Origin of the sequence: Vibrio bivalvicida (genome assembly GCF_001399455.2) — a bacterium.
Lineage (GTDB): Bacteria > Pseudomonadota > Gammaproteobacteria > Enterobacterales > Vibrionaceae > Vibrio > Vibrio bivalvicida.
Genome location: NZ_LLEI02000043.1, coordinates 116,924 through 136,881 on the forward strand (window position 1 = coordinate 116,924; position 19,958 = coordinate 136,881).

Sequence of the window (19,958 nt, forward strand, 5' to 3'; positions counted from 1 at the left end):
TTATGATGAAACTAGCTAACTTAACGTCTGAAAATCTAATCATGCTCGATGCTACCTTTAATGGACGCTTCGCGGCGATCAATGCCTTGGTCGACAAAATTAATCAAGCGGGCAAGTTAACCGACCGTGACCAGTTCCTCGAAGCCGTGCTTAAACGTGAAGACGAAGGCCCGACGGCTCTTGGTGAATACTTAGCGGTGCCACATGGTAAGTCGCCAGCCGTAAAAGAGCCGGTGTTTGCCTGCGCGTTTGTTAAAGATGAGATGCAGTGGAAAGGTCTAGATGGCGATGAGCCGGTGACCATGATCTTCCTGTTGGCTATTCCGCCAGCAGAAGCTGGATCGACCCATATGGAAGTGCTTACCACGCTGACTTCTTCACTGGTGGATGATGATTTTCGTGACCAACTGCAAGCAGCAAACTCTCCGCAACAAGTGATGGCGCTATTTGGTGCAGGACAAGAGGCAGAAAGTTACGCAGAGCAGTCACCTGAGTCAGCTCAAGAAGAGCCAAATTCAACCGAAGAGCTGGCGCAAGATCTTAGTCGCTTTGCTTATCCGTTGGTGCTTGGTGCGGGCGTACTGATTTCAGCATTCCTGTTCCTATTACTTTAATGGTGCGTTGTGTCTGTTTTTAAACTGGATAACGTTATTCAAAACTACGCGTGGGGCAGTAAAGAGTCGATTTCTAAAATGTTTGGAATCGATAACTCGGACTGCCAACCGCAAGCGGAGATTTGGATGGGCGCACACCCCAATGGATGTTCGCGTGTCGCAGCGACGGGAGAGCTGCTTTCTGAAGTGATTGCCCAAGACAGCAAGAGTATATTTGGGGACTACACTGCGATGCGTTTTGGTGAGCTGCCATATCTATTTAAGGTGCTTGCGGCAGAAGCGCCGTTATCGATTCAGGTTCATCCCAGTAAACACAAAGCGGAAGCAGGATTCACTCGTGAAAATGAACAGGGGATTGCACTTAACGCTGCCCATCGTAATTACAAGGACCCGAACCACAAGCCTGAGCTGGTGTATGCGTTAACCTTTTACAAAGCGATGAATGGCTTTCGGCCTATTAGTCAGATCATCGATCTGTTTCAACAGGCGGCTATTGCAAGCTTAGATGCTGAGGTGAGCGCGCTTGAAGCGAGGCCAAACAGCGATGGCTTACGTGAGTTTTTCACTGCCATAATGTCTTTGGGTGAACAGAGAAAAACCAGCGCTTTAAAGCAGCTTGATCAAGCATTTGTACGTGGCCCAAAAACCGCCTTAATGCGTGAAGTGTTTGAGTATGTGGCGGAGTTTAACAAGCACTATCCGGGTGATATTGGATTGTTCTCTCCGCTGTTTCTTAACACGATTGAATTAGCGCCGGGTGAGGCTATGTTCCTTCACGCTGAAACGCCGCATGCCTATGTTCAAGGCACTGGGCTAGAGATCATGGCCAACTCAGACAATGTGCTGCGTGCAGGCTTAACACCCAAGCATATTGATGTGGATGAGTTAATTGATAACACCTTGTTTGTCTCTACCAATCCGGAGCAAATCAAGCTGGCACCGATCTACAAAGAAGGAAAGTTGAGTTACCCAATTCCAGTCGATGACTTTGGTTTTGATATCTTGACTGCCAATGACGCGATCAAGCGTCAATACCTTCGTAGTGCTGAGATTCTGTTCTGTGTTGAGGGGGATGTTCAGGTTGAAGTGAATCAGCAATCGTTGCGACTAAAACCAGGAGAATCAGTGTTTATTAGCAATGACTCGGGTATGTACAGTTACCAAGGCAACGGTACTCTAGCACGCGCCTACAATTAAGGTTATAAAATCCCCAAGTTTCAGCTTGGGGATTTTTTTACTCAGAGACAGTCACTTTGTTGATCTTAATTGTATCTAAAGGCACGTCATCGTGGCCTTTCTTACTGCCAGTCATTGCTTTACTTATGTTGTTTACCACATCCATCCCTGCGGTAACTTTACCAAACACAGCATAGCCCCAGCCTTGGTTGGTCTTAGCGGTGTGATCAAGAAAGTCATTGTCGTCTAGATTGATAAAAAACTGCGCTGTAGCAGAGTGCGGGGCGTCAGTGCGAGCGAAAGCGATGGTTCCCGTTTTATTCTTTAAGCCGCGGTTTGCTTCGTTGGCGATAGGTGCATGTGTTTCTTTCTCAGTCATGTCTTCGATATGACCGCCACCTTGAATCATAAAACCGTCAATCACACGGTGAAAAATCGTGCCTTCATAAAATCCTTCTTGGCAGTAACGTAAAAAATTCTTAGAACTGACAGGAGCTTTCTCCATGTTTAGTTCAATTTCAATATCGCCATAAGTGGTTGATAAAATAATCATTGTTATTACTCAGTTGGAAAGAAACCGCACAATTATAGCAAGGTTCGCTTATAGAGAATATTAATCAGTTTCAACCAGGTGTTTTCCCAAGAAGCGTGCCATTAACTCAAGGTTTCAACTTTTCCTTGAAGCCTTAACCGAGCCTTAACCCCCGTGTTTGTTACTTTTCTTGCACAATAGTGGGAGAAGACAACAATGACATTGCGATATTCCATCCTTGCTCTGATGCTGGCTGGTGTTATGGGCTGTGCGACAGGGACCGATGCCAATTATGCCGGACAAGCGCAACTGAATAGCACTCAGTCGATAGAGCAGCTGCTCGAACAAGTGGTAGCAGATAGACAACTCGATGCGGCAGTTGACGAAGCCGAGCAGGCGACTCTGCTAACCGATTTAATTCAAATACCTGAACTAGAGAAGTACCTTGATGCCGCTTTCGCGCATAGCCCAAGCCTGCAACAAAGTGTTATTGCGTTAAAAATTGCTTATGCGCAGCAGGGCGTGACCGTTGCTGACCAGTTACCAACGGCTAATGCGAGCTTTAAAGGTCAATCCAAACAAGATGCAGATGACAGTTATACAGGAGAAGTGACAGTAAGCTGGGAACTAGATCTGTGGCAGAAACTCGCAGATAGTAGCGAGGCTGCACGAAAAGATGTCGCGGCCTCTCAGGCAAGCCTGCAGTCCGCGAAAGATCTATTAGCCGCTAATATCATGCGTGGTTGGTTGGAAATCAGCGTTAACCAGCAATTACTTGATATAGAGCAGAGAAGGCTTGGTGTGCAGCAAAACAATGAAGTGCTGGTGTTAGAACGGTATCAGGTGGGGTTAGGCAGTCTGGAAGATTTAGATAATGCCAAAACCAGTACCGCGTCTAGCCGCTCTACAGTGGCGAAGTATCAGGAAAACCTTGCACAAAGCAAACGTAGCCTTCAATTACTTACCGGCCAGTGGCAATCCGAGTTGCAGCAGCTAGAGGTAGCCATGACATTTCCAGAAGTCGTGAACCCTCTTGATTCTCTTGCTCAGCAGAACATGGCTGGTCGCCCTGACTTGCAGCAAGCCTTCTACAATATCGAGGCTGAAGCCCTTCGTACCGATGCGGCTTACAAAGCTATGCTGCCGTCTTTTAGTTTGACAGCAAGCCTGACTGATATTGCGCAGTCACCAAGTGAAGCTTTGTTGACTAACCCATTATGGAGTTTGCTCGGGCAACTATCGGCACCACTTTTCCAGGGGGGAAAGCTCAAATCTCAGGCTGAAATTGCTCAATTCACCACAGAGAAAAACTATTGGACTTATCAGGAAACTCTACTGAAGGCGATCAATGAAGTTGAGAACGCAGTGGGGCAAGAGTATTCGCTCGAAAAGCAGCAGTTGCACCTCAATCAGGCATTCACAAGCTCGAAGCGTAGCTTTGTCAGTTACGAAGAGAAGTATCGTACAGGCTTGGTCGACATCTTTGATTTACTGACCGTTCAGCAGCAGACCTACAACACAGAAGCACAGCTAGTTGAAGCCACCTATCAACGTCTATTAAACCGAATTGATTTAGGCCTAGCTCTGGGCCTAGGAGTATCATCATGAAGAAAAATGCCATCACCTTAGCGGTTACGCTTGCCGCTGCAGGAAGTATCTTCGCAGCTATTGGCTACATCGGTAGTCACATGGCGCAAGCGAGCGAGAGCAGTCCATCTGAACAGCAAGTGACTGACGTTGCGCCGCTACTATCAATAGAAGAAAGTCTAAAACTTCAGCAAGTTGCGGTGCAGACAACAAGTAGTGGCAGCTATCAGGCCGAGGTTGTCGGTTATGGCGAAACCCGTTCTCGATATCAACTCAACTACGCCAGTGAAGTCAGTGGTCGAGTGGCAACATTGTCGGATGCGTTTGAGACAGGCAAAGTGGTGACCAAAGGTGCGATATTGGCAAAGCTGGATGATACTGGGTATCAGCAGGCGTTGGCTCAAGCCAAATCTGACGTAGCGACGGCTGAGCTTGAGCTTTTAGAAGAACAGCGTGAGGGAGAGCAGGCGAAATCTGAGTGGCAGCGTTCAGGTCTAAGTGGAGAGCCGAACTCACCATTGGTGCTCAGAGAGCCTCAACTCGCCAGTGCCGAAGCTAAATTGGCCAATGCAAGACAGGCATTAAAGAGCGCAGAGAAAGACCTAAAAGATACAGTGATACGCGCTCCATTTACCGCGATTGTCGTGAGCAGAGATGTCCAGCCGGGAAGTTATCTGAGCGCTGGTGGCGCTGTTGCCACCTTGTACAGTGTGGAACGAGTTGAAGTGGAAGTACCGCTTTCGGAGCAACAGTGGGGGAATTTGCCGACCTCAAATGACATCAGTGACTGGCAGGTGACGCTGACTGATAGTAGTGGTGCACATCAATGGCTTGGTAAGGTTGATAGGTCGTTCCAGCATGTGACTCAGGAAACTCGCCAGCGTTCTCTGGTAGTTGTAGTCGATAACCCTCTTGAAGCGGGCACCCCCCTTTATCCGGGCACCTTCGTTAAAGCGACATTAAGTGGTGCAGAAAAGAACGAGCTGTGGGAAGTGCCAGCATCAGCGATTTCCCAACAAAGTGAAATCTGGACAGTAGATGAGCAAGGTCTGCTGCAAAAGTCGAACGTCAGCAAACAGTTTGGCCGTGATGGCAAAGTGTATGTAACTCCAATTTCGGCTGAAGAAGCTGCTTTGGTGGTGCTGAGACCACTGAGTAACTTCAAGCCAGGTATGAAAGTGACGCCAAGTGAGGAAGGGTAATATGGAGCAACAACCAAGTACTCCCAAGGGTATGATCGCCTGGTTCGCACAGAATCCGGTTGCGGCAAACCTACTTATGCTAGGAGTTATTATCGTCGGTCTGCTTTCGGTGAACTCACTGCGTAAGGAAGCCTTCCCAAGTATGGAACCGGACATCGTGACTGTGTCTGTTAATTATGATAGTGGTGACCCTATTCAAGCAGAAGAGGGGATATCGATAAAGATTGAAGAGGCTTTGGAGACGGTCGCGGGTATTAAGCGTATTACCTCTACTTCAAGTGCCTCTGGTAGCCATGTCTCAATCGAGAAAGAGACCAGCTACAGTCTCGATGCTTTGCTGACTGACGTGAAAACGAAAGTGGACGCCATCAACAACCTGCCGACAGAAGCTGACAACCCAGTGATTGATAAGGATCGAATGCAAGATCACGCTTTATGGGTTCAACTTTATGGTGATGCTGATCGAGGTACACTGCAAGATTTGGCACAACAACTCAAAGCAGATTTGCTCGCAGAAAGTGCCATTCGCGATCTGGAAATTAAAGCTGAAGTTGATCCTATGATTTCTGTCGAGGTCAACGAAAGTCGCTTACAAGCGTATGGCCTGACACTGACCGACGTGTCAGATGCGATCAATGCGGAATCGTCTACCAGTATTTCAACCAGTTTGCGCAATGACGAGAAGACGGTACGACTAAAGGTGTCAGAGCAGGCCTACGAAATCGAAGACTTTAAAGCGATTCCGGTTGTGACCAATGCTGATGGAAGTCAAATCACATTGGGCGATATAGCACGTGTAACGGATACATTTGAGGAAGATACGTTCAGCCTGTCTCGTTATAACCAAAGTAATGCAATGGGCATCCAGATCGTGATGGATGAGTACAGCGATGTAGTGCAAATTGTGGACCAGGCTAAAAAGGTCGTTGAGCAGTGGCGAAGCGGCAATTTGTTACCTGAAAACATCAGCATTGAAACTTGGTATGACAAGAGCACTCTGATCAAAGACCGACTGTCATTGCTGGCTAAGAATGCTCTCACCGGTATTGCTTTGGTCTTTATTGTACTGGCGCTGTTTCTGAATATTCGTGTGGCGTTTTGGGTTGCGGCGAGCTTACCGTTCGTATTCTTCGGCACCTTGTTCTTTATGACAGACTCCTTTACGGGTTTAACCATCAATGAGATGACCACCTTTGGTTTTATCATGGCTTTGGGAATAGTCGTCGATGATGCAGTTGTGGTGGGGGAAAGTATTTATTCAACCCGGCGAGCTCAGGGGGATACTCTCAACAATACGATCTCCGGGACATTGAAAGTTGCTGCGCCGACTGTTTTCGGCGTGCTGACGACGGTTGTTGCATTTCTTTCTATTGCCGCGGTTGATGGAAAAATGGGCCAAATATACGCTCAGTTTGCGACTGTAGTGACTATCTGTTTGTTGCTTTCCTTAGTGGAGTCAAAATTTATTCTTCCGTCACACCTTGCTCATATCAACACGCATAGGAGTGAAAAGAAGGGCATTTGGAACCGAATTCAGCAAGGTGCGGACAGCGGATTGGAGTGGTTTAACCACAAGGTTTACAAACAGGTAATTAAGCTGGCGTTAAAGTTTCGCTATGCGGTAGTTATGGGGTTTGTAGCGCTGTTTATTCTGGCGATTGGTATGCCGATAACAGGGGCGGTAAGAATCGCGTTCTTCCCTGATATCGCTGGTGATACTGTAAGCGCTGAAATCAGTATGTACAATGATACTAGCTTTGGTCAGACTCAAAAAAATCTTCTTGAACTGGAAGCCAATGCTGTGAAGGCCGACCAGCAACTGAAGGGAGAAGCTGAATCCAGTGGTCAGAATACGTCGTATATTTCCAGTGTTCAGGTGATTGCCGATGAAGATCGTACAGGTACCGTACAGGTAGAGCTGTCTTCCGATGCCAGTTACAGCTCTGGGGAGTTTGCTGACTTATGGTTGCAGATGTCTGGAGAAATGGAAGGCATGAAGAAGCTTAAAGTGCTCTCTTCAAAGGAAATGGTGGATAACTTTAAAGTGGAACTGAAAGCTAGTGACGATACCATTCTCACGCAAGCAGGCAATATCTTTAAACAGACTCTGGAAAACACACCTGGTGTAAGTGGTATTGATGACAACCTAGATCTTGGGGAGCCTCAGTATCGCTTTGAACTGACAGAGCAGGGACGTGCATTAGGCATGAATACCTCTAGCCTCGCGAAGCAGGTACTGCAATCCTTCGGTGGTGATATTGTCCAGCGTTTCCAGCGCGGGAAGGATGAAGTTAAAGTTCGTGTCCGTTATCCAGAAGGTGACCGTCAAACGTTGGCTGACATTCAGCAATCGAGTGTTCGTACTCCTGAAGGCAGAGTTGTGCCTATGCTGTCGGTTGCTAATGTCTATTCGGACTATCAGCAAGCAGAAATAACACGTATAGATAATCTTCGTGCGGTATATCTAACCGCAGTGGTCGATAAAGATGTGGTGTCTTCGAATGAACTGGTTGCTCAGTTAGAGAAAACATTTGTACCCATGCTTAAGGCGGATTATCCGACATTGAAAATCGACTTTACTGGTGAAGCGGAACAGCAGCAGGAATCAACGGAGTCTATGGAATCAACGTTCCTTATAGCTCTGGTGGTGATCTTTGCTTTATTGGCGATTCCACTCAAGTCGTACGTTCAGCCACTGATCATTATGGTTGCGATTCCGTTTGGTATTGTAGGAGCAATCTTGGGTCACTGGTGGAATGATCTGACTATTAGTATTTTGTCGTTGAATGGTATTCTCGCTTTAAGCGGTGTCGTTGTAAATGACAGCCTGCTATTGGTATCAAGGTTTAATGAACTGACGCGAAATCATAAAATTCCAGTGGCTGACGCGATTGTCCAGTCATGCAGCAGTCGACTAAGAGCCGTATTACTGACTTCAGTGACTACATTTGCTGGTTTGGCACCATTGCTTAGTGAAACATCGATGCAGGCTCAATTCCTGATTCCTGCGGCAGCAGCATTGGGTTACGGTATTTTGTTTGCCACCATGATCACGTTGGTCCTTACCCCATCACTGTTAATGATCCAATGTGACATTAACAATGGCGTGAACAATATAAAGACAACAATATTTGGCGAGAAAAAACTCGCTCAGAGTTTATAGCGTCTAAGTTAATAGTAGTTTCATAGAGTAAGAGGTAGTCATGGGTAATTTGCAGTTGTTACTGGTTGAAGATGATCTGGATTTGGCAAAGGCGATAGTAGACTACCTCGCCCTAGAAGACATTCAATGTGACCATGCTTCAAATGGGCTGTCAGGCCTTAGTTTCGCCGAGCAAGGACGATATGACGCAGTGATTCTTGATCTTAATCTGCCTAAAATGAATGGCCTGGAAGTATGCGCGAAACTACGAGAGCAGGGTGTTGATGTACCTGTTCTTATGCTAACGGCAAAAGATACTCTAGATGACAAGTTAACGGGGTTTTCGAAAGGAGCCGATGATTATTTAGTGAAACCATTTGCTATGGAAGAGCTGATCATTCGTGCTCAGGTATTATCCCGTCGACGTAGCGGACAGGTAAATAAGCTTTGTGTTGCGGATCTGGAAGTTAATTTACAAACCCAGACCGTAACCCGGGCGAATACACCGCTAAAGCTCTCTCCCATCGGCTTCAAGCTACTTGAAACTTTAGTTCGAGCGAGTCCCAATACGGTTTCCCGTGAAAAACTGATGCAGTGCGTTTGGGGGGATGAACAGCCAGATAGTAACAGCCTAAAGGTTCACATGTTTAATCTTAGGAAGGCGGTGGACAACAGCTTCGAGACAAAACTGATCCAGACGATAGCTGGTCGTGGCTTTGCCTTGAAAAAAGAGTCTTTCCAATGAAAATTAGGCGTAGCTTGAGGCTCTATTTTTTGTTTGCCATGTTGCTGACCGGAACTTTGACCATTCTGGCTATGTCTGGTGTCGCTGTGAGTTATTTCTTCTCGGGGCTGGACTTGGCAATGAACGGATTCATGCGAACCCAAGCCTATCAAATCCAACTGGTGGATGACAATCCGGTGAAATTCAATGACCTCACCGTTGCCAGACATTGGCAAGACTTACCACAACCAATTCAAGATAACCTAAACCCAGATGATTTGGTCATTAATGAAGTACTCAAAAAAATAGTTGGCATCCCTTTAATTGAACCGCCTAAAGCGGGCTACTTTGCAATGAAAATGGAACATCATGGAGACGTGCGTTATGCCTCAATGCTGCTAGTCAATAATGAGTTTTCCCCCGGTGAAATGCCCCAGTTTGTCTACATCATTTTTACCGCATTGACTGCCATTGCCGCATTTTCTCTGATAATTGTCGCTTTTATTCGCAGTGTATCGACACCTGTCGAAGAACTTAAAGGTTGGGCCAAATCGCTAGACAACGAAAAACTTAGTCAGCCCATTCCGGAATTTGATTACAGTGAACTGAATACATTGGCTGAAATCATTAAATCTAGCTTGAGCTCTGTACAGGAGGGGCTGGAGCGAGAGCAGCGCTTTTTGGGCTATGCCAGCCATGAATTGAGGACACCGATTGCGGTTACCCGAACTAACGCGGAGCTTCTGAGAAAAATGATTGTCAGACGGCTAGAGCAGGAAAAGCAGCTTGAAGTATTGGAGCGAATTGAGCGAGCCGGGTATACCATGACAGACCTGACCGAAACGTTGCTTTGGCTAAATCGGCAAGATGATAAAACGCTGCCATTTGATGATCTGGTTATTGGTGAACTCATTGTTCAGATTGATCATGAACTGGAATATTTGCTACAAGGAAAAGAGGTTAGTGTCAGTATCAATGTTGATGAAGCTATGTTCTCGTTACCACATGGACTTTGTCGAATCATCATTACTAATCTGATCCGCAATGCGTTTCAACATACCTATCAAGGTGAAGTTACCATTGAGCAATCTGGCACTCGAGTGATTATCACAAACCACAATATATCGCCCGGAGACATAAAAGATGAGCTTGGTTTCGGGTTAGGGCTGGAATTAACTGAAAGATTGATCAAGCAGTATGGTTGGTATTATGAGAATCGCGTGATGGACTCAGGTTACCGGGTTGAACTTGTCCTTACTGAGCGCGACTCAGCACCGGATAAATTGCGATAAGTTGGATCATGAGCCCCTTAGCTGTGACCCAAGATAAAGCTCAGTGTCTATTTAATTAGTAGTTTAAATACTCAATACACAAATCATGAAAAGCTTTGGCTTGCGGCGAGATGGTGCGATCACTCAGGGTGAAGATTCCAATCTGTCTTTCCAGTGGTGGATCGATAAGAGGAATCCACACTAAGCGAGTTTCATTGGTTGGAAAGGCCAGTTTAGGCAGAGTCGTTACACCTATCCCAAGTTCCAATACAGAGAACAGTGAGGTAATGTTTTCTACCGAATAGAGCGCTTGTTGGCTCAAAGCACGCGCAGGAGTTGGGTCGAGTAGGGTACAGGTTCCGTTGCGAATAAACGGCTGCTCAAGCAAGGTTTGCCAAGCGATACCTTCTGGCTGTTTGGCGATAGGGTTGTCGTGTAAACATACGACACCAATTGGGTCAGACAGTAGCGGGGTAAAGTTAATCCCACCTTCATCAAGGTGAGAAGGATTACCTAGCGCCAGATCTACTTCACCAGATAGCAGACGCTCTTCTACACCAGCCGCATTGTCATCAATCAAGCTCACTTCCACATTCGGGTACTGCTCGCAAAACGCACCTAGCACACTTGGGATAAGTTTCGCTGCTACAGAGGGGACACTGGCAATTCTTACTCTGCCTTGTTGACCTGCCGCTGCGGCACGTAAGTCATTGTCGAGTGCATTGTAGATATTGAGAAACTGAATGATCTTAGGTAAACATATTTCGCCGAATGGCGTTAATTTGGCTTTGTTTCCCGGTTCAAATAATACTTGCCCGAGTATCTTTTCCAGCTCTTTTATTGATGTGGATAATGCTGCCTGAGAGCGATTGGCGCGATGAGACGCAGCGCGAAAACCGCCTTCTTCGACCACCATCACAAAATGCTTTAATTGTTGAAGCTTGATACTCATCTGACCACCTTTTCAATCCCTTAGTATGTCTGATGTTATAGAAAGTGATAAATAAAACTTATCGAATGTAAAAAATTTACCGTTAGATTTATCACCTGTCAATGGGCATGATTTAACCATCTTGAAACAAAGTTGTTACAAAGGTTGAAAGGCACGTGAATACTCAAACGAAAAAACACCCAGTAAAAACCGCTCTGTTTGCCTCTAAGGCTCCCCTAGAATGGGCGATTGTTAACAACGGAACCCTATACACGGCGCAGATCCCTATCGATGACACTGGTGCGGTGGTAGACGGCGGCATTGAAGCGCAAACTCGACAGACATTTAACAATCTCGTGCATACCCTAGAGTGCGCAGGTGAGTCGCTTGATTCGGTGCTGCAGGTGCTTATCTACGTGACCGATCGCGAATACCTCAAAACCGTTAATCAGGTCTATGCCGAGTATTTTGAAGCTCCTTATCCAAATCGCGCTGCCATGGTAGTTGCGGGTTTAGCACGCGAAGAAATGCTGGTGGAGTTTGTGGTGTACGCGTCGGCAAGTCAGCCAGAGTAACTGTCTAAGGGCAACAGACCCTAATCATTGAAACTGATTGATCTCGTCAGTCAAACAAGAACAAGGAAAGAGCAATGACTTTTATTAACAATGTTCAAGCAGAAAAGGCACTTTATATTGGCGGCGAATGGCAAGCAGGCGTCGATACCGTAACCAACATCAACCCGTCGGACATCAATGAAGATCTGGGCAATTTTGCTCAAGCGAGTCAGGCTCAAGTCGAGCAAGCGATTCAAGTTGCCAAGCACGCGCAGCCCGAGTGGGAAAACACGCCAATGGAGCGCAAGCAGGCGGTGTTGCAAGCGATTGGTGATGAGCTGATTGAGCGATGTGATGAACTAGGTAGACTGCTTTCACGTGAAGAGGGTAAACCGTTTGCTGAAGGACGCGGAGAAATCTACCGCGCAGGTCAGTTCTTTCAATATTTTGCGGCGGAAGTGCTGCGCCAAATTGGTGATAACGCTGCCTCCGTCCGTCCAGGCGTCTCCGTTGAAGTAACTCGCGAAGCGGTTGGCGTTATTGCCATTATCTCTCCTTGGAACTTCCCTACGGCAACGGCGGCGTGGAAGATTGCTCCGGCCCTGGCGTTTGGTAACAGCGTGGTTTGGAAGCCTGCCAATCTGACACCGGCAAGTGCCGTGGCGTTGACCGAAATCATTCATCGCCAAGGTCTGCCAGCAGGCACGTTCAACCTAGTACTCGGCAGTGGCTCACAGGTGGGCAACACCTTGATTAACTCGAAAGAGGTCAATGGCGTGAGCTTTACTGGCTCTGTCGATACGGGTCGTAAAGTCGCCGCTGCCACCGCACCAAACTTTGTGCGCTGCCAGCTAGAAATGGGCAGTAAAAATGCTTTGGTGGTTGCCGATGATGCAGACATTCAAATTGCGGTAGAAGCGACCATTGCTGGCTCTTTCTCTGGTGCAGGTCAGAAATGTACTGCTTCATCTCGATTAGTGGTCATGGATGGCATTCATGACGCCTACGTTGAAGCGCTGATCAAACGTATGGGCGAGCTGAAAGTTGGTCATGCACTTGATGAAGGAATCTTTATGGGGCCAGTTGTAGACGGTAATCAGCTAGAAGCGAACTTCGAGTGGATTGAAAAGGCGCGTCAAAGTGGTGCTGAGCTGGCCTTTGGTGGCGAGCGTCTTAACTTAGCGCACGACGGCTACTACATGTCGCCAACGTTATTCCTCAATACCCAAAACAGTTGGGAAGTGAACCAAGAGGAAGTGTTTGCACCTATGGCGAGTGTGATTCGAGTAGCTGACCTTGATGAAGCCATCGCTGTTACCAACGATACCCGTTTTGGTTTGACTGGCGGCATCATTACGCAAAGCTTGCGTAATAGCGCCATCTTCAAACAACAAGCGCAGACCGGTTGTGTAATGGTCAACCTACCTACCGCAGGCACCGACTACCACGTACCGTTTGGTGGCCGCAAAGAGTCTAGCTTTGGCCCGCGCGAACAAGGTCAATACGCGAAAGAATTCTACACCGTGGTGAAAACCGCTTACCAACGCCCTTATTAGGCTCTGACCGTGGGAGGCAGAACATTATCTGCTTCCCAATTAAAGGCGATTCAACGTTTAAGGAGTGGTTATGTACCAACAACGGATTGTGATAGATGGATTGCAATACTGCAATTGGGATCGTGAATATTTCCAAACCCTTAAGGCGAGTGGCATCACTGCTGTTCATGCCACTATCGTCTATCACGAAAATGCACGTGAGACCCTAACTCGCTTTGCCGAATGGAACCTTCGCTTCGAGCAAAACGCAGACCTCATCATGCCGATTTATTCCATGGCAGATGTGGAAAAGGCGAAACAGCAGGGCAAAGTCGGCGTCTTCTTCGGCGCTCAGAATTGCTCGCCTATTGATGATGAGATTGGCCTGATAGAAGTAATGCGCCGCCAAGGTTTGCTAATCATGCAACTGACATATAACAACCAGAGCTTATTGGCGACAGGTTGCTATGAGCAGAATGACTCAGGCGTTACTCGCTTTGGCAAACAAGCGATCGAAGAGATGAATCGCGTTGGTATGATCATCGACATGTCTCACAGTGCAGAGCGCTCAACGCTAGAAGCCATCGACCTCTCTTCAAGACCAATCTGCATTAGCCACGCTAACCCGACGTTTGCTCATGATGCACTGCGAAACAAATCCAACACCGTGCTCAAAGCACTTACACAACGTGGCGGCTTACTTGGTTTTAGTTTGTACCCCTTCCATTTGCCAAATGGCAGCCAGTGCACGTTGGATGATTTTTGCCAAATGGTGGCGAAAACGGCTGATCTGTTTGGTGTTGACCACTTGGGTATTGGCAGTGATTTGTGCCTTAACCAACCACAGCAAGTTCTGGAGTGGATGCGCAATGGTCGCTGGTCGAAAGCGATGGATTACGGCGAAGGCTCGGCCAGTAACTCAGGTTGGCCAGATGCGCTGCCTTGGTTTAGTGGCAGTAAGGGGATGGAGAACATCTACAACGGATTAATGCGCCATGGATTCAGTGAATCTGAGGCGGGACAAATACTGGGTGATAACTGGTTTAATTTCCTCAAACAAGGACTCGAGCCTATTTCAGAGCAGTAACCCAAACAAGGAACAGCCTGCCAACACAACAATAATAAGGCAGGTGTTAATTTAACTTTTGCTGCCAGTCGTCGGCTGCCGCAAAACAGTCTGGAGTCAGAGTATGTCTGATTTAACCAATAGCATGAAAGCGAACCCTATGAACGTGTCATCGGGTAAGCCACAAGCAAAACACAACACTACGCCTGCCACCGAAAACTCTCCAGATAAGCTGGGTTTGAGTAACCCAGCCTTTTGGTACAGTGGCGGTTTTATCGCACTTTTCGTTGCACTCGCGCTCTATGATGGTGAGCTGCTATCAAGCTTAGTCAATGCTGGCTTTGCATGGTCAGTGCAGGTCTTTGGACCTTACTGGCAAATACTGCTTCTTCTCACCTTTCTTATTGGTCTTGGTCTCGCTGCAGGGCGAACAGGTAAGGTGATTCTTGGTGGTTCGGCCAAACCTGAGATGGATGGCTTTCGCTGGATGGCGATCATCTTCTGTACTCTGCTTGCTGGTGGTGGCGTATTCTGGGCGGCGGCTGAGCCTATCGCTCATTACGTGAGCCCACCGCCATTATATGGGGCACAGGATAATCCACAGCAAGGTGCGGTCAATGCGCTATCGCAATCCTTCATGCACTGGGGATTCCTCGCTTGGGCAATTGTTGGCAGCTTAACCTCGATTGTTGTCATGCATCTGCATTACGACAAAGGCCTACCGCTTAAGCCACGTATTTTGCTTTACCCTGTGATTGGTGAGCGCGCCCTCAAAGGCCATACCGGTGCACTGATTGATGCGTGTTGTATTATCGCTGTGGCGGCTGGCACCATTGGGCCAATTGGCTTCCTTGGCTTACAGGTTAGCTACGCGTTAAATGTGCTATTTGATATTCCTGATGGCTTTAGCACGCAACTTATTATCATTCTGTTTGCGATTGCTCTGTATACCCTATCTGCGTTGAGTGGTCTTAATCGTGGCATGCAAATGCTCAGTCGCTACAACGTGATTCTGGCGATTGCGCTGATGATCTACATCCTACTGTTTGGGCCAACAGACTTTATCTTTAATGGTTACATTCAAGGTGTCGGTAGCATGCTGGATAACTTTATCCCAATGGCGACCTACCGCGGAGATGAAGGTTGGCTGAGCTGGTGGACGGTGTTCTTCTGGGGCTGGTTCCTAGGTTATGGCCCAATGATGGCGATCTTCATTGCCCGAATCTCACGTGGACGCAGCATTCGCCAGATCATTTCGACAATTAGCATCATTGCGCCACTGACGACCTGTTTCTGGTTCACCATTGTTGGTGGTTCAGGTTTAGCGTTTGAAATTGCAGAACCGGGCAGTGTGAGTAAAGCGTTTGAAGGGTTTAACTTACCGGGAGCTCTACTTGCAGTAACACAGCAGTTACCACTGCCAATGCTTGTCTCGATTCTGTTCCTCATCTTGACCACGATTTTCATTGTCACGACAGGCGACTCGATGACTTACACCATCAGTGTTGTGATCAGTGGTGAAACAGAACCGAATGCCGTTGTGCGTACTTTCTGGGGTGTGGCGATGGGGGTGACCGCTCTGATACTCATCTCGCTTGGCTCAGGAGGCGTATCTGCACTGCAATCTTTCATTGTTATTACGGCAGTGCCTGTCTCTCTAATACTGCTGCCTTCGCTGTGGAATGCACCTCAGATCGCAATGAAGATGGCCAAGGAGCAAGGGCTTTAATTTATTAATCCAATACCGATGAGTTTGCGTAGGCTGTACCCTACGTCTGCGCAAACTCCTATTATTCTTACAATAAAAATAGGTGGTGAGCAAAATGGATGCACATCGTTCTAATTACACTGAAACCCAGCTGCGCAATGCAGCTCTTGTTATGGCTCCGGAAAGGCTAGGCGCTATGCACCAAAATAGAATCAGCTTTGTGCGAAGTTTGATTCGTAAAATGGCGACACAAAACTGGCGCGTAACCAAGCATGAGTGGCAGTTATGTCCCCAGGGCTATGGTCATGTTATTTACCAACTGGTGACTCCGACCCAAACCTATCACTTAGTCGTCTTTTGCGATGAGATTGTCGACGAAGAGCGCAATGATCGCGTCATTGCGGAAAAGTGGGATGTCACATTCGCTTTAGTTGATGGCGATGTCGATGTTGAACTGTTAGAGCAGCTACGTGCTAATGTTCCCCTGCAAGAAGCGGGACGAAACCCTAACAAAGTGCTTGTGTTGGCGCGTGCAAACAAGAGCGTGCGAGTATTTGAGCATATTGTCAGCGCTTTAGCCAAAGGTCAGCAGCCACAGCCCGACGAGTTGGCAGAGGTTGGTTACATACTGCGTACTACGGCGGTGTATGGCAATGGTAAATTTGGCATTGCTGATTTTAAGCTGCTGGAAGATAACCCTGATTTTAATCAGTCCTTTAGCGCGCAAATGTGCGCAGTGTACATGCTGCGCGAGTTTAGCTTAGATTGGGTGCATTATCTTGCAGAGCAGAAAGGTGGCGACAAGGCTATCTTGCTACACAAAGGCTTGCAGCGCTATTTAGGGGTGGGCAATGCAACGGGCTTAGGCATGGCGCCTTATCTAATCAATCATCCGTGCATCGTTGATCAGTGGATGACGTCAAGAGAGCGCGCGATTGGTCAAGTATTGGCGTTGCCGTGTGACAGCCAGATGCATGATCAATTGCGAGATTTATTGGTTAAAGCTAAGCGCCATTTAGAACAAGTGATTACCATTAACGAACAGCAAGACAGCTTAAATCAATTGGCGGTCACCGATATTGCCCAGCTTATAGATCAATTGTCGCAAGTTATCGCGGTTCATTCGCACTGGTGTGATGTTGTTAAGCAGGCTGAAAGCGTGAGTTTGGAAGCCCAAGAAATCCTTACCTCTTGCCTGCTTGAGCTCTATCCAAGTGTGGTTGATCAGTTTGAAAACCAAATGAATACCAGCGAAGCGCTATCGATTCCAAGTGGCAAAACCGTCCAACAGTTGCGTCAGTTACTCAGCGATAAATATCACTGGGCTGTCGAGGCGGATTACTCGTTGGCAGAAAACAAATACTGGTTCTGGTATCGCTCTCAAGACAAAGAAGAGCCAAGACTCGGTGTCCGCGGTGAAGAAGCGGGTGAAGAGCGTGAACTACCACTCGATATTGGTCGTCAGGCCAATCAGTTGTTCCATGCGCTGGAAGGTTACTCTTCTGAGACAACAGTCGCGGCGTTTTTGCTCCAACATCCACAATACCGTGCGATTACACGTCGAGTGTGGACCTTAGGTAATCGTGCTATGGGTGACATCCAGATGAACGTATTACGTCAAGATGCGCTACCAATGCACCTGCTACGCTGCAAGCTAGCAATGTTCGGTGCAACCAAATTTGACCCGCGCTCTGATCGCTGGGTTCGAGTGACCTTCTTCCAAGGTGCTCCGCTATTAGAAGAAATCAGTGACCCAGAATATAGCGATACATGGATTTTTCCGACCATGCCAAGTAGTCAAGAGATTACCCACACAGAGCCACAAAAGATCAATGGAGGATTGGCATCATGATCGTTTCACACAATGAATTGGTTGCCGCAGTAAATAAGGCATTTTTAGGTATGCGTCGTCATTGTGGTGAAGCGGATGTCATCGCCAATATGGTGGCGGATTTGCAAATGGTGGGGCTTAGTGGCGTGAGGCATTTTAACAATGCCAGTCAGTTTCTAAGCTTAGACTCAGACTGCGCCGTATCAATTTCCAATAAAAGTGAATCGAGTTTCGAGGTTGATTTTCATAACAGCAGTATCGCATGTCAACTGCCTGCGGTACTCGATTTTGCCTTAGAGCAAATGGTGGATAACAAAACCATCTCAATCACGCTAAAACAGTGCCATAACCGCTGGTTAGCCTACAGTGAGTTGGTTCGTTTGGCTGCAAAAGGCATCGCTTGTCGTGCGCAATGGGTTAATGGCAGCAGCCCTCAACGCGCCTTGTATGTGCTTAACCGTGGTTGCATCGCACCGGAGGTGTATTTTTCCGACAGCCTTGTAAATGGTGATGAGGACGTACATTCAATGCTGATTGAGCTATCGGTTCGCGACTTTGATGTTAACCAAAGTGCGCAAGGCTATTCTATCCATGTTGACAGTGCAGAGTTAAGCCGCGCTCAACAAGCATCATGGCAAGAAGGTATCTTCGTTGAAGATGCTGAGTGGGAGACATTAAAACAAGCGGCCACAGTGTTCTTGGTTGAAAACAGTGCCCGTTCAGTTCAAGGAGCAGGCGAACTGGTCTAACAGCCTGCTCATTGATTAAATACTACATGACACAGCCTCGAATGAGGCTGTTTGTTTTTATATTGTGTTAGTTGGTACGAAAGTTTAGCTATACTCTAGTCAGGCTAGGTAATAACAAGAACTCTTTTCTAATCCTCATCAATTATATTTATTCTGTAGGTAGAATATGAAAATTGCAGTGGTAGGAATTGGTTATGTTGGTCTAGCCAATGCTATTTTGTTAGCACAGCACAACGATGTGACATTACTAGATATCGACAAGGGAAAAGTTGCCAAGATTAATAAGCGGATCTCCCCCATCGATGACAGTGACATCCAACATTACCTTACCAGTCATACACTAAACTTAATGGCGACGACGGAAGAGCATATTGCTTATTGCGAAGCTCAGTTTATCGTCATCGCTACCCCGACGGATTACGACACAGAATCTCGTTCATTCAACACCGCCATTGTTGAAGCTGTCATGCGACGTGCGATTAGCATAAATCCTGCCGCAACCATCGTCATTAAGAGTACTGTACCGGTGAATTTTACTCACCAAGCCCGTAAGCGCTATCAGCATAGCAATATTCTTTTTTCGCCAGAGTTCCTTAGGGAAGGTAAAGCATTGTATGACTGCTTATTTCCAGCTCGGATTATTGTTGGGGGGCAGAATGAAAGTGCGAAGGTTTTCGGGGCTTTGCTTCAACAAGGTGCGAAAACGCCGAACCCGCCTCTCATCTATACTCACTCTTGTGAGGCCGAAGCAATAAAGCTGTTTGCCAATACGTTTTTAGCCATGCGCGTTGCGTTTTTTAATGAACTTGATACTTATGCAGAGCTTAACCACTTGATCAGCAAAGATATTATTGAAGGCGTTTGTTGCGATCCTCGGATCGGTCAGCACTATAATAATCCTTCTTTCGGCTATGGTGGTTATTGTTTACCGAAAGATACCAAACAGCTTTCCTCTAACTTTGAAAATATCCCAAATCGAATGATCTGCGGCATTGTGGAGTCTAATTCAATCCGTAAAGATCATATTGCCCAAGTGATATTAGCGCGAGAGCCAGAAGTGGTTGGTGTGTATCGGTTAGTGATGAAATCCGGGTCGGATAACTTCCGCTCCTCGTCGATCATTGGTGTGGTCGACAGGCTTCAAGCCCGAGGTGTTCGTGTCGTTATCTATGAGCCAACTTATCCAGACTCGGTCTATCACCAATGCGAAGTTATCCATCAGCTCGATGAATTTAAGCAAGTTTCGAGCGTGATTCTAGCCAACCGACTAACTGATGAGCTATTAGATGTCTCGAATAAAATTTATTCGAGAGACATCTATGGTACTGATTGAGCT

The 19,958-nt window shown here is 47.0% G+C and carries 16 protein-coding genes; 14 read left to right on the forward strand and 2 right to left on the reverse strand.

Features of this window, described 5'->3' with window-relative positions; genetic code table 11:
- The first annotated feature begins 5 nt into the window (after nucleotides 1-5).
- Nucleotides 6-614 carry a fructose PTS transporter subunit IIA gene (locus tag APB76_RS14925; protein WP_054961763.1) on the forward strand — a complete coding sequence of 203 codons (609 nt, stop codon included), beginning with the start codon at nucleotides 6-8 and terminating at the stop codon, nucleotides 612-614.
- Nucleotides 615-623: 9 nt separating this feature from the next.
- Nucleotides 624-1,811, forward strand: a complete 1,188-nt coding sequence (gene manA, locus APB76_RS14930; protein ID WP_054961764.1) for a mannose-6-phosphate isomerase, class I — start codon at nucleotides 624-626, stop codon at nucleotides 1,809-1,811.
- A gap of 37 nt (nucleotides 1,812-1,848) precedes the next feature.
- On the opposite strand, the gene APB76_RS14935 is transcribed toward manA, so the two are convergent.
- On the reverse strand, nucleotides 1,849-2,343 hold the full coding sequence (locus APB76_RS14935; RefSeq protein WP_049845764.1) for a peptidylprolyl isomerase: 495 nt from the start codon (nucleotides 2,341-2,343) through the stop codon (nucleotides 1,849-1,851).
- A 195-nt stretch (nucleotides 2,344-2,538) separates the two neighbouring features.
- Between APB76_RS14935 and APB76_RS14940 the strand changes: the two genes are divergently transcribed.
- From APB76_RS14940 to APB76_RS14960, 5 genes are read left to right on the forward strand one after another with little or no spacing between them, the layout of a single operon-like run.
- Nucleotides 2,539-3,930, forward strand: a complete 1,392-nt coding sequence (locus APB76_RS14940; protein ID WP_054961765.1) for a TolC family protein — start codon at nucleotides 2,539-2,541, stop codon at nucleotides 3,928-3,930.
- Nucleotides 3,927-5,111 carry an efflux RND transporter periplasmic adaptor subunit gene (locus tag APB76_RS14945; protein WP_054961766.1) on the forward strand — a complete coding sequence of 395 codons (1,185 nt, stop codon included), beginning with the start codon at nucleotides 3,927-3,929 and terminating at the stop codon, nucleotides 5,109-5,111. Before APB76_RS14940 ends, APB76_RS14945 begins: the two co-directional genes overlap by 4 nt.
- Before the next feature lies 1 nt (nucleotide 5,112).
- Complete coding sequence (locus tag APB76_RS14950; protein WP_054961767.1) at nucleotides 5,113-8,274, forward strand: efflux RND transporter permease subunit; 3,162 nt, start codon at nucleotides 5,113-5,115, stop codon at nucleotides 8,272-8,274.
- A gap of 40 nt (nucleotides 8,275-8,314) precedes the next feature.
- A complete protein-coding gene (locus tag APB76_RS14955) occupies nucleotides 8,315-8,998 on the forward strand; it encodes a response regulator transcription factor (protein ID WP_054961768.1) in 684 nt (227 codons plus the stop codon).
- Nucleotides 8,995-10,269, forward strand: coding sequence for a sensor histidine kinase (locus APB76_RS14960; protein ID WP_049845759.1), 1,275 nt, complete (start codon nucleotides 8,995-8,997; stop codon nucleotides 10,267-10,269). The genes APB76_RS14955 and APB76_RS14960 overlap by 4 nt, the downstream gene beginning before the upstream one ends.
- Nucleotides 10,270-10,324: 55 nt before the next feature.
- On the opposite strand, the gene APB76_RS14965 is transcribed toward APB76_RS14960, so the two are convergent.
- Nucleotides 10,325-11,200, reverse strand: coding sequence for a LysR family transcriptional regulator (locus tag APB76_RS14965; protein ID WP_054961769.1), 876 nt, complete (start codon nucleotides 11,198-11,200; stop codon nucleotides 10,325-10,327).
- Between the two features lie 155 nt (nucleotides 11,201-11,355).
- On the opposite strand from APB76_RS14965, the gene APB76_RS14970 reads away from it, so the two are divergent.
- From APB76_RS14970 to APB76_RS15000, 7 genes are all read left to right on the forward strand, one after another.
- A complete protein-coding gene (locus APB76_RS14970; protein WP_054961770.1) occupies nucleotides 11,356-11,754 on the forward strand; it encodes a RidA family protein in 399 nt (132 codons plus the stop codon).
- A gap of 74 nt (nucleotides 11,755-11,828) precedes the next feature.
- Nucleotides 11,829-13,289, forward strand: a complete 1,461-nt coding sequence (locus APB76_RS14975) for an aldehyde dehydrogenase family protein (protein ID WP_054961771.1) — start codon at nucleotides 11,829-11,831, stop codon at nucleotides 13,287-13,289.
- 70 nt (nucleotides 13,290-13,359) lie between these two features.
- On the forward strand, nucleotides 13,360-14,355 hold the full coding sequence (locus tag APB76_RS14980) for a membrane dipeptidase (protein WP_049845755.1): 996 nt from the start codon (nucleotides 13,360-13,362) through the stop codon (nucleotides 14,353-14,355).
- A 103-nt stretch (nucleotides 14,356-14,458) separates the two neighbouring features.
- Entirely contained in the window at nucleotides 14,459-16,063 is a 1,605-nt protein-coding gene (locus APB76_RS14985) for a BCCT family transporter (protein WP_054961772.1), read from the forward strand.
- Nucleotides 16,064-16,157: 94 nt separating this feature from the next.
- Nucleotides 16,158-17,894 (forward strand): hypothetical protein, encoded by a 1,737-nt coding sequence (locus tag APB76_RS14990; protein ID WP_054961773.1) that lies wholly within the window; start codon nucleotides 16,158-16,160, stop codon nucleotides 17,892-17,894.
- Nucleotides 17,891-18,622: a DUF3726 domain-containing protein gene (locus APB76_RS14995; protein ID WP_054961774.1), complete on the forward strand. Its 732-nt coding sequence runs from the start codon at nucleotides 17,891-17,893 to the stop codon at nucleotides 18,620-18,622. The genes APB76_RS14990 and APB76_RS14995 overlap by 4 nt, the downstream gene beginning before the upstream one ends.
- Nucleotides 18,623-18,788: 166 nt before the next feature.
- On the forward strand, nucleotides 18,789-19,955 hold the full coding sequence (locus APB76_RS15000; RefSeq protein WP_054961775.1) for a nucleotide sugar dehydrogenase: 1,167 nt from the start codon (nucleotides 18,789-18,791) through the stop codon (nucleotides 19,953-19,955).
- Nucleotides 19,956-19,958: the final 3 nt, after the last annotated feature.

Excerpts from the sequence above, each read along its gene's own strand:
- APB76_RS14990 (WP_054961773.1), top strand. The coding sequence starts at position 16,158 with ATGGATGCACATCGTTCTAATTACACTGAAACCCAGCTGCGCAATGCA.
- APB76_RS14950 (WP_054961767.1), top strand. The coding sequence starts at position 5,113 with ATGGAGCAACAACCAAGTACTCCCAAGGGTATGATCGCCTGGTTCGCA.
- APB76_RS14995 (WP_054961774.1), top strand. The coding sequence starts at position 17,891 with ATGATCGTTTCACACAATGAATTGGTTGCCGCAGTAAATAAGGCATTT.
- APB76_RS14945 (WP_054961766.1), top strand. The coding sequence starts at position 3,927 with ATGAAGAAAAATGCCATCACCTTAGCGGTTACGCTTGCCGCTGCAGGA.
- APB76_RS14940 (WP_054961765.1), top strand. The coding sequence starts at position 2,539 with ATGACATTGCGATATTCCATCCTTGCTCTGATGCTGGCTGGTGTTATG.
- APB76_RS14935 (WP_049845764.1), bottom strand. The coding sequence starts at position 2,343 with ATGATTATTTTATCAACCACTTATGGCGATATTGAAATTGAACTAAAC.
- APB76_RS14975 (WP_054961771.1), top strand. The coding sequence starts at position 11,829 with ATGACTTTTATTAACAATGTTCAAGCAGAAAAGGCACTTTATATTGGC.
- APB76_RS14965 (WP_054961769.1), bottom strand. The coding sequence starts at position 11,200 with ATGAGTATCAAGCTTCAACAATTAAAGCATTTTGTGATGGTGGTCGAA.
- APB76_RS14985 (WP_054961772.1), top strand. The coding sequence starts at position 14,459 with ATGTCTGATTTAACCAATAGCATGAAAGCGAACCCTATGAACGTGTCA.
- APB76_RS15000 (WP_054961775.1), top strand. The coding sequence starts at position 18,789 with ATGAAAATTGCAGTGGTAGGAATTGGTTATGTTGGTCTAGCCAATGCT.
- APB76_RS14925 (WP_054961763.1), top strand. The coding sequence starts at position 6 with ATGAAACTAGCTAACTTAACGTCTGAAAATCTAATCATGCTCGATGCT.
- APB76_RS14960 (WP_049845759.1), top strand. The coding sequence starts at position 8,995 with ATGAAAATTAGGCGTAGCTTGAGGCTCTATTTTTTGTTTGCCATGTTG.
- APB76_RS14955 (WP_054961768.1), top strand. The coding sequence starts at position 8,315 with ATGGGTAATTTGCAGTTGTTACTGGTTGAAGATGATCTGGATTTGGCA.
- APB76_RS14980 (WP_049845755.1), top strand. The coding sequence starts at position 13,360 with ATGTACCAACAACGGATTGTGATAGATGGATTGCAATACTGCAATTGG.